The organism is Marichromatium bheemlicum (assembly GCF_012276755.1).
GTDB classification, from domain to species: Bacteria; Pseudomonadota; Gammaproteobacteria; order Chromatiales; family Chromatiaceae; genus Marichromatium; species Marichromatium bheemlicum.
Map to the genome: position 1 here is coordinate 23064 of NZ_JAAXKX010000031.1, position 9528 is coordinate 32591.

Below are 9528 nucleotides of genomic sequence, written 5' to 3' on the forward strand. Positions count from 1 at the left end.
CATCGGTGTCTCTGACCTTCCGATCATCCCGTGACCGCCTGGCTTCTGTTGTCCAAGCGGTTCATCCATCGAGATTTTTTTGTTGTGCGTGCTGAGCAGTCGTCTTCGTTACCGCCTCGTGGCCCTTCCTTCTGGCTCCTGGTCTGTGTGTTTTGTCTGAGTCCCTTGCCCTTCGCCAGCGTCGGTGTGGTGTGGACGCAGCTCTATGGCGTACTGATCGGTGTTGCACTGATCGTGTTCGTGGTCGGGCGCTGGCAGGCGCGGCGGCCGCTGCCGGCGGTGCCGCGGTTGTTGTGGTTGGCCGGTGGGCTGGTGGCCGGGGTAGCGTGCTGGGGGGCTGTGCAGGCGGTCCCCGGGCTGTGGCCGGGTGCGCAGCATCCGCTCTGGGCGGAGACGGCGGCGCTGCTGGCGCTGCCGGGGCTGTCCGGCGCGCTGTCGCTCGATCCGGCGCAGTCGCTGCTGGTGGCCGGTCGTTATCTCACCTATCTGGGCTTTGGGCTGTTGGTGGTCTGGCACGGTCGGCACCGGCGTCATGCGCTGTTGCTGTTGAAGCTGTTCGTGGCCGTGCAGGGGCTCTATGCGCTCTACGGGCTGGTGATCTATTACAGCGGTCTCGAGACCATCCTCTGGTTCGACAAGACCAGTTATCGCGAGGTGCTGACCTCGACCTTCGTCAACCGCAACAGCTATGCGACCTATGCCGGGCTCGGGGTGCTGGCGGCGTTGGCGCTGATGCTGCGTTATCTGCGTCTGAGCCTGGATGAGTCGCGTAGCCGTCAGACCCGCTTGCGCGAGCTGATCGAGGCGTTGACCTCGAAGGGGTGGCTGCTGCCGGTGATCTTGCTGCTGTGCTTTCTCGCGGTGCTGCTGTCCGAGTCGCGGATGGGGCTGACGGCGTTGTTGGCGGGGCTGCTGGTGCTGCTGGGCAGTTGGGCGGCGCGGCTCGACGCGGGGCGGGCGCGGCGGCTGGGTGGCTGGTTGTTGCTGTTGGTGCTCGGCGGATTGGGGCTGAACCTGTTGTTGAGTGGTGATCTCACGGGCGAGCGCATCCTGCGCGGCCTGGAGCAAGAGGACGCGCGCTTTCTGGTCTATCCGCTGGTCTGGGAGGCGATCGCCGAGCGCCCCTGGAGCGGCTACGGGCTGGGGAGCTTTGCCTCGGCCTTCACGCTGGTGCGCGATGCCGATGTGCAGATGGTCTTCGTGCGTGGCCACAGCGACTATCTGGAGCTGATCATGGACGTCGGCTGGCCGGCGGCGCTGGCGATGTTCGCGGCCTTCGCGCTGTTGCTGGTGCGTGCCTGGCAGGTCAGCCGGAGGCGTCACGAATACGAGTTGGCGCTGCTCGGTGTGGCCGCGACCGTGCAGGTGGCGGTGCATGCCACGGTGGACTTCAGCCTGCAGATGCCGGCGGTGGTCTATGCCTATCTGCTGTTGGCGTTGCTCGGTGCGGGCTGGGCCCGGGACCATGAGGTCGAGGGCGTGCGCGCCTAGCGGGTGTCGATGATGCGCAGCGCCTCGCCCTCGAGGACCACGCAGCTCAGCCGACCGCTGGCGTAGGCCCCGGTATCGATACCGATACGGTTGGGGCGGATATCGGGCTCGGGGGTGATGTGGTGGCCGTGGACGACGCGGTAGGGATGGCGCTTGGTGCTGTTGATGAAGGGCGCCTTGATGGTCATCAGGTCGAGTGGCGACTGGGCGCGCAGTGGTACGCCGGGTTGGATGCCGGCGTGGACGAAGAGGTAGTCGCCGATCACCCGGTGGGTGTCGAGCTGGCGCAGAAAGCGCCGATGGTGCTCGGGTAGCTGCTCGTGCAGCCGTTCGGCGAGTGCGGCCAGCGCCGCTGCGGTGCCGAGGTCGACGGGGCCGATGCCGTAGGAGAGCAGGGTGGCGAGACCGCCGTATCTCAGCCAGCCGCCGTGGGCCTCCGGCGCTTCGAGAAAGCCGAGCAGGGCATATTCGTGGTTGCCCATCAGGCAGGTCTGGATGAGTGGCGCCGGCGGCGGCTCGGTGAGTTGCTCGATGACGGCGCGGCTGTCTGGGCCGCGATCGATATAGTCCCCCAGGTAGATGAGGTGCATCTCCGCCGCCGGTTGCGCGCAGGCATCGGCGTGGATGCGCTCGCGCAGCCGCTGCAGCAGGTCGTGGCGACCGTGGATGTCGCCGACGGCATAGACGCGCATCCCGGCCGGCAGGGTGGCGGGGGGCGTGGCGCGGCCGGCGCCGGGGAGCAGGCGGGCGAGACGCTTGAGCATGGGCTCAGTCGCCGCCGCTGAGTGCGGCCCAGTGCGCGCGCCCGCCCTGGTTGTTGAGATAGTTGAGTAGCCCGAGGACGACACGGCGATCGAAGCGTTGGTCGATCTCGGTGAGCAGGATCGACTCGGCCTCCGCGAGCGTCTTGCCGTCGCGGAAGGCGCGCGGGCTGACCAGGGCGACGAAGGTGTTGGCGAGGGCGACGGCCTGGGCGCTGAGCAGGATTTGCTCGCCGTGCAGCCCTTGCGGGCCCTGGCCGTCGACGCGCTCGTTGATCTGGCGCAGGGTGTCGAGTACCGGGCCGTCGAAGTCGATGTGCTTGAGCAGCTCCGGCCCCTCGTCGAGTGCCTGGCGGATGTGCAGGCGCTCGGTGTCGGTGAGTTCGCCCTGCTTGGTGAGCAGGGTGCGCGGCACCCGGATCTTGCCGATATTGACCAGCCGTGCCGCCTGTACCGTGGCCTCGATCATGGCTGCGTCGAAGCCGACCTGCTCGGCGATGCGCCGCGCCAGCTCGGCGACATGGCGTGACTGGTGCGCGGCATCTGGGTCGCGCTCGTCGACCAGGCCGACCAGGGTCTCGATCAGTTGGCGGGTGTTGTGCTCGCGCTGGGCGCGCTCGCGCATCAGGTCGGTGAGGTCCTCGATGCTGGTGAGCACCGCCGCGCCGCGTTCGGCGGTGGCCGGCAGCGGGGCGTGATAGGAGCGCCAGACTTGCTCGCCACCCTCGGCCAGGGGGAAGCGTGAGACCTCGGTGGTCGGCTCGCCCCGGTCCAGCACCTGGCGGTTGATCTGCAGATAGCGCATGTCGCGCTCCTGGCCGAGGATGCCGAGCAGGGCGCGATCGGTGAGTTTGTCCTTGGGGGTGCCGACGAGATCGGCAAGACGCTGGTTGGCGAAGATGATGCGCCCGTCGCCGTCGACGGCGAAGATCGGCAAGGGCTGGTTGTCCATCAAGACCTCGAGGAAGTTGGACAGCTCTTCGTTGCGCTTGGCCGATGCCCGGGCCTGTTGTGCGGCCTCCTCGGCGCGTACCGAGGAGGCATAGCGCCAGACCACGATCAGGGTCGCGGCGACGACGACGACGATCAGCGTCATCGCGGCGAGCAGGGTGGTGCGCCGGGCATCGGTGGCGGCGAGCGCCTCGTCTTGGGCGACCTTGTGCACCAGCACCCAGTCGGTGCCGGGGACCTGGCGGCTGACGGCGAAGGCGGGGTGGGCAGCATAGTCGCGCCCCTGGTGAAAGCGCCCCGGTGCGGTCAGCGCCTCGACGTCGATCAGCGCCGGGGTGTTGAGCGCCAGGCGCCGGCTCAGCGGGCGGGCGCCGTCGGCCAGCGGGGAGAGATACTCGATGCTGTTGCCGGCGCGGCGGATGAGATAGGTCTCGGCGCTGGCGGCGGTGGTGCCGGGCTGTTCGAGGGTGGCGAAGAATTCGGCATCGACACCGCGCAGGCCGATTAGACGGGCGATGACCTGGGTGGTGTCGGCCTCCTCGGTGGCGGCGAGCACCGGCACCACCAGGCCGAGACGGAGGCGGTCACCGTGATCCGGGTGCAGGTCGAGCAGACCGCGCTCGGCGACCGGGACGCGGGCGACGAACTCGGCCAGTCGGCCACTGAGCGGCGGCAGCCCGGCGGTGGCGACGATGGGGGTGCCGTGCGGGTCGATCAGGCCGATGCCGGCCTCGCCGAGTGGGTTGACGTTGGCCGGTAGCGCAGGGCCCGTCCGGCGCGGCTGGAAGCCGGAGCGGCTGGCGGTGACCTCGAGCAGGGTTCGGAGATAATCGAGGCTGGCGGGGTCGGTATCGATCGGTTCGCCGGTTTCGCCCGGGGTGACGAGTTTGGTGTAGATTTGCAACGATTCGTTGTCGGCAAGGCCCGCGAGCACGGCGTATTGCGCACGTAGCCACTGATCGACGGCCTGGGCGCGACTGTCGGCGACGATGTTGAGCTGGGTCTGCAGGATCTGGATGTCACGCGCCTTCTCGCGCGCGGCGAATTCGAACACGCCATAGAGCGCGAGCAGGGTGGCGGCCAGCAGGGCGCTGACGGCCAGGATTCTGGGTCTCACTGCCTGGGGTCTCCCGAGATCGGCACGGTTGCGATGAGCACTGTCAAGATCCCTTCGCGATCAGCGCCTTGGGTGAGGCGAGCGGCGCTGGCGTTGACTGACGATCTGTCGACGGACGGATCAATGCGGAATCGAGTCCCCTTTTTCTAGCATGGCCCGAGCGTGTAATCCATCCTGATGCCTGGTTTTCGTCCGCCCGTCCTCGCCCTCCCGCTGCTCGTGATCGTGCTGCTCGCCGGTCTGTTGCCGGTGCCCTCGGCGGCGGGCGCGGCGCTCGGCGAGCGCCCAGTCTTCGGACTCTCCGGCAGACTGTTTACCAACTTCCGCCCCATCCCCAAGTGGCAGCGGCTGCTCGAGCGCTATCGTGTCGAGGAGGCCAAGGATGCGCGTTGTCGGCGCGGCGGTGCCGGCAACTGTCCCTATCGTGAGTGGCGCGCGCTGATCGAACGGTTGCGCGGGCGCGATCGGCTCACCCAGGTCGAGGAGGTCAACCGTTTCGCCAATCGCTGGCGTTATATCGAGGATCGGGTCAATTGGGGGGTGGCCGATTATTGGGCGACACCGGGTGAGTTCTTCGAGCGCGCCGGAGACTGCGAGGACTACGCTATCGTCAAGTTCATGAGCCTGCGCGCGCTCGGCTTCCGTAACGACGACTTGTTGCTGGTGGCGGTCAAGGACCAGAACCTCGGGGTCGGACACGCGGTGGCGCTGGTCTCGGTGCGGGGGCGCACGCTGTTGCTCGACAACCAGATCAAGCAGGTGGTCGAGGCCGATCGGGTGCGTCACTATCAGCCGGTCTATGCCGCCAACGAGGAGGTCTGGTGGCTGTACCGGCCGCGCTGAGGACGGTTCAGGGCAGGATCTCGATCGGGGTGCCGTCGGCCACCAGCGACCAGATCTGCTCGATCTCGGCGTTGTCGACGGCGATGCAGCCGGCGGTCCAGTCGCCGTTGCGGCGGGTGTCGGGGCCGGTGCCGTGGACCATGATGGCGCCGCCGGGGTCATCACCGCGGAGGCGGGCGCGTAACCGGTCGCCGGGGCCGGGGTAGGAGATGTGCAGGGCGCGGTGGAAGCGGCTGGCGGGGTTGCGCCAGTCGATGCGGTAGCGCCCCTCGGGGGTGCGGCCATCGCCCTCGCGGCGCTTGTGGCCGATGGGCTGGAAGCCGAGGGCGATGGCATAGCTTCGCAGTACCACGCCGTCACGTAGCAGATAGAGCCGGCGCTCGGCCTTGCGCACGAGGACGCGGTCGGCCATGTCGGGGCGTGGGGGGCGGAAGTCGTCGGGTGGGGTGGCCGGGCGTAATGGCCGGGGGAGGGCGAGCAGCGACATCGCGAGAGTCGCGGGGGGGAGAGTCAGCCCGAGTAGCGCCCCGAGCAGCAGCGCCCGCCTGGTGGCGGGCGGCGGGCGCTGCGTGCTCCTGGGGGTGACGCCGGGCATGGGATCATCCTCGGCATCGGGCGTGTCGGCCCGGTTGGTGGATCAGCCGCGGCGACGATAGATGCGCAGGGTGTCGCCGATGTCGAGACGCGAGTCGGAGAGCGCGTTCCAGCGCTGGATGTCGTCGATGGTGACGCCGTAGCGGTGTGCGATCACGCTCATCGAGTCGCCGCTGCGCACGCGGTAGGTGACCAGCGCGTCGCTGCCGGGGATGCGTAGCTTCTGCCCCGGGAGCAGGGTGTCGTCGAGGTCGAGATGGTTGTTCTCGGCGAGGGTCCGCGCCCCGAGGTTGTGACGGCGGGCGATGGCGCTGAGGGTCTCGCCGCTCTTGACCACGTGTACCAGGGCCTTGGGCGCCGGCTTGCTGACGGCGACGGCGGGACGTGCACGCGGTGCGCTGCGCTCGCGGATGTGGGCGCGGCTCGAGGCGTTGTAGGTCGCCGGCGAGACCACCTCGGCCTGGGCGATGGCCTTGCGCAGCAGCGCGCCGCTACCGGCCGGCACCAACAGGTTGGCGGGGGCGTCGGGGGCGGTGCGGGCTCGCTTGAGCCCGGGGTTGAGGCGCTTGAGGGTGGCCAGCTCGACGCCGCTGGCGCTGGCGAGCTGGGCGAGGGCGATGGGGCGCTGGGTGCGGATCAGCTCGAGCTGGGGACGATCGGGTAGCGGCGGCAGCGCCAGGCCGTGCTGTTCGGGGGCGGCGACCAGCTGCGCGGCGGCGAGGATCTGCGGCACATAGTCGCGGGTCTCGGCCGGGAGCTGCAGTGCCCAGAAGTCGGTCGGTTTGCCCTGTCGGCGGTTGCGCTCGACGGCCTTGCCGACACAGCCCGGCCCGCAGTTGTAGGCGGCCATGGTGAGCGCCCAGTCGCCGTCGAACTGGGCGTTGAGCTGCTCGAGGTAGTCGAGCGCGGCGCGGGTCGAGGCGAGCACGTCGCGGCGCTCGTCGTACCACTGATCCTGGCGTAACCCCATGGCGCGGCCGGTATAGGGCATGAACTGCCAGATCCCGGCAGCGGCCCGCGACGAGGTGGCGCCGGGGTTGTAACGGCTCTCGATCTGGGGCAGCAGGGCCAATTCCATCGGGAGACCGCGGCGCTCAATCTCGTTGACGATCAGGCGCAGATAGGGGCGGGCGCGCTCGCTGAGGCGGGTGAGGTATTGGGGATCGCGCTTGTAGCGCGCGATGACCGTATCGACACGGGGGTGGTGTTGGTGGCCCAGCCGCATCCCGGCGCGAACCCGTTGCCAGAGGTCGCCGCCGCTGGCGGCGGGGGGGGGAGCGGTGTCGTCGGTCTCCAGGCTGGAGACGGCGACGGCAGGGCGGACGAAGCCGTATTCACGGGCCGAGACGACTTGCGATGCAGATGCCGAATCCGTTTCGGCGCGGCTGAGTGGTGAGTCCTTGACGCAGCCCGAGAGGACGGGCGCGAGCAACAGGGGCAGCGCGCACAGCGTGCGTGCCAGACGCGAGACATCAGGCATTGAATCCCCGGGGAGGCGTTAAGTGTTTGTAAATCAGGATTTTTTGATTTTTCGCGCAACATCATAAGGCAAACCAGGGGGTAATTTCCAGAGCCAGGGTCGGGAATTGGACGGGCGCGAGGAGACGACAGCATGGGGTCGCTGCGGTTACCATGGCCGCCTCGAAGAGGCTGCCGCATGACTGCTTGCAAAGGGCCGGATTCCCCACTCGCCCAACTCCAGCGCTGGTATCGCACGCCGCTCGGCGCCGAGCTGGCACGGCTCGAGTGCGCCTGTGTGCAGCGGCTGCTGCACGACACCTTTGGTTATTACCTGGTGCAGGTCGGGGTGACCGAGAGCTTTCGCGATGCGCTCGCCACCAGCCGGATCCGCTATCGCATCGCCATGCCTTGCGATCCGCCACCGCTGGCCCGACCCCCCGCGATCGTCGGTCTGGCCTCGCAGCTGCCGCTGGCCTCGGATAGCATCGATGCGCTGTTCCTGCCGCATACCCTCGACTTCGCGCCCGAGCCGCGCGCGGTGCTGCGCGAGGCCGAACGGATCCTGATCCCGGAGGGACGCATCATCATCTTCGGTTTCAATGCCATCAGCCCTTGGGGCGTACGCAGTCTGCTGCGTGGCGCGCGGGGGCCGGCGCCCTGGTGCGGGCATTTTCGCACCGCTTATCAGATGGAGGCCTGGTTGTCCGATCTCGGTTTTGCGCTCGAACGGCGCGAGTTCCTGATGTTTCGTCCGCCTCTGACGCGGGCGCTCGGTCCGCGCGGTGCCCGGGTCGAGGCCCTGGGGCAACGGTTGATGCCGGCGCTCGGCGGGGTCTATGTGCTGCGCGCGGTCAAGCGGGTGTCGACGCTCACCCCGCTGCGCCCGTCATGGCGCCGCCGTCGGCAGCTGTTGCCGGGCCGGGTGGAACCGACGACACGGCGAGGTGGTCATGTCTGAGCCGGTGCGTGCCTATACCGACGGTGCCTGCAAGGGCAACCCTGGTCCCGGTGGCTGGGGGGCGTTGCTGTGCTGGGGCGAGGCCGAGAAGGCGCTCTGCGGCGGCGAGCGCGAGACCACCAATAATCGTATGGAGCTGATGGCGGTGATCATGGCGCTGGAGTCGCTCAAGCGCCCGAGTACCATCGACATCACCACCGACTCGCAGTACGTCAAGCGTGGGGTCGGTGAGTGGATGCCACGCTGGAAGCGCAACGGTTGGCGGACGGCCAGCCGTCAGCCGGTGAAAAACCGCGATCTGTGGGAACGGCTCGACGCTGCGCTCGCCGCCCACCAGGTGCGCTGGCACTGGGTCAAGGGGCATGCCGGACACCCCGGCAACGAGCGCGCCGATCAACTCGCCAACCAGGGCATCCCGAGGTAGAGACCGATGCAGACACGCCAGATCGTGCTCGATACCGAGACCACGGGTCTCGATCCGCAGGCGGGGCACCGCATCATCGAGATCGGCTGTGTGGAGCTGATCGATCGGCGCCTGACTCGTAACAATTTCCATTGTTACATCCAGCCCGATCGCGAGATCGACGCCGGCGCCGTCGAGGTGCACGGCATCACCAACGATTTCCTCGCCGACAAGCCCCGTTTCGGCGAGCTGGCCGAATCCTTTCTCGATTATGTGCGCGGCGCCGAGCTGATCATCCACAACGCCGCCTTCGACGTCGGCTTCCTCGACCACGAGCTGCGGTTGTGGCAGCCGGATGCGCCGCGTATCGATGAGCTGTGCACGGTCACTGATACCCTGCTGATGGCGCGTCGTCTCCACCCGGGGCAGCGCAACAGTCTGGATGCGTTGTGCAAGCGCTACGACGTCGACAACTCCCAGCGCGACCTGCACGGCGCCCTGCTCGACGCCGAGATCCTCGCCGATGTCTATCTGGCGATGACCGGCGGACAGGTGAAGCTCGGCCTCGGTGAGGTCGAGACCGGTGAGCGCGGGGCGGGTGGCGGCGCTGGTGAGCATGGTCGGATCGCCGCCGACCGCCCTGCGTTGCGCGTGGTCCGCGCCGATGCCCAGGCGCTCGCGGCGCACAACGCCCGCCTCGAGGCGATCGCCAAGGCCAGTGCCGAGGGCTGTCTGTGGTTGCGCGAGCAGGGTTGAGCGGCGAGGTCGTACTTGGCTGACTCGCCTGCGCGTCTCTCGAGGGGGTGTCTGAGCGCCCCGCGCCGCCTCGGGTAGCCTCTCGCTTCGAGCTTCTCACCCCCCCAAGGAATTGGCCTCATGCGCCCGCATGAATGCTGATGCCGAGACCTTTCCTGTCGATAAATCGCCGTCCTAGACGAATCCCCCCTAC

Annotated in this window: 9 protein-coding genes; 5 read left to right on the top strand and 4 right to left on the bottom strand. The window is 68.3% G+C overall.

Annotated features, from left to right (window positions below; all coding sequences use genetic code 11):
• The first annotated feature begins 165 nt into the window (after positions 1-165).
• The gene (locus HF203_RS15195) at positions 166-1491 is read left to right on the top strand and encodes an O-antigen ligase family protein (protein ID WP_168670936.1); all 1326 of its coding nucleotides are present in this window, start codon (positions 166-168) and stop codon (positions 1489-1491) included.
• Here the strand turns inward: HF203_RS15195 and HF203_RS15200 are convergent.
• Both HF203_RS15200 and HF203_RS15205 read right to left on the bottom strand, forming a co-directional pair.
• A complete protein-coding gene (locus tag HF203_RS15200; RefSeq protein ID WP_168670937.1) occupies positions 1488-2255 on the bottom strand; it encodes a metallophosphoesterase family protein in 768 nt (255 codons plus the stop codon). The genes HF203_RS15195 and HF203_RS15200 overlap by 4 nt on opposite strands.
• A 4-nt stretch (positions 2256-2259) precedes the next feature.
• Entirely contained in the window at positions 2260-4320 is a 2061-nt protein-coding gene (locus HF203_RS15205; protein WP_168670938.1) for an HD domain-containing phosphohydrolase, read from the bottom strand.
• 177 nt (positions 4321-4497) lie between these two features.
• Between HF203_RS15205 and HF203_RS15210 the strand changes: the two genes are divergently transcribed.
• Positions 4498-5163 (top strand): transglutaminase-like cysteine peptidase, encoded by a 666-nt coding sequence (locus tag HF203_RS15210; RefSeq protein ID WP_168670939.1) that lies wholly within the window; start codon positions 4498-4500, stop codon positions 5161-5163.
• Positions 5164-5170: 7 nt separating this feature from the next.
• Here the strand turns inward: HF203_RS15210 and HF203_RS15215 are convergent, their stop codons facing one another.
• Together HF203_RS15215 and HF203_RS15220 are read right to left on the bottom strand one after the other, a co-directional pair.
• Entirely contained in the window at positions 5171-5758 is a 588-nt protein-coding gene (locus tag HF203_RS15215; RefSeq protein ID WP_210424810.1) for a L,D-transpeptidase family protein, read from the bottom strand.
• A 42-nt stretch (positions 5759-5800) separates the two neighbouring features.
• On the bottom strand, positions 5801-7237 hold the full coding sequence (locus HF203_RS15220; RefSeq protein WP_168670940.1) for a LysM peptidoglycan-binding domain-containing protein: 1437 nt from the start codon (positions 7235-7237) through the stop codon (positions 5801-5803).
• Positions 7238-7414: 177 nt separating this feature from the next.
• Here HF203_RS15220 and HF203_RS15225 point away from each other — a divergent pair, with 177 nt between their 5' ends.
• Genes HF203_RS15225 through dnaQ form a run of 3 tightly spaced genes read left to right on the top strand, consistent with a single transcriptional unit; the run spans position 7415 to position 9335 of the window.
• The gene (locus HF203_RS15225) at positions 7415-8176 is read left to right on the top strand and encodes a class I SAM-dependent methyltransferase (RefSeq protein WP_168670941.1); all 762 of its coding nucleotides are present in this window, start codon (positions 7415-7417) and stop codon (positions 8174-8176) included.
• Positions 8169-8600, top strand: coding sequence for a ribonuclease HI (gene rnhA / locus HF203_RS15230; protein WP_168670942.1), 432 nt, complete (start codon positions 8169-8171; stop codon positions 8598-8600). The genes HF203_RS15225 and rnhA overlap by 8 nt, the downstream gene beginning before the upstream one ends.
• A gap of 6 nt (positions 8601-8606) precedes the next feature.
• Positions 8607-9335: a DNA polymerase III subunit epsilon gene (dnaQ, locus tag HF203_RS15235; RefSeq protein WP_168670943.1), complete on the top strand. Its 729-nt coding sequence runs from the start codon at positions 8607-8609 to the stop codon at positions 9333-9335.
• The last annotated feature ends 193 nt before the right edge of the window (positions 9336-9528 follow it).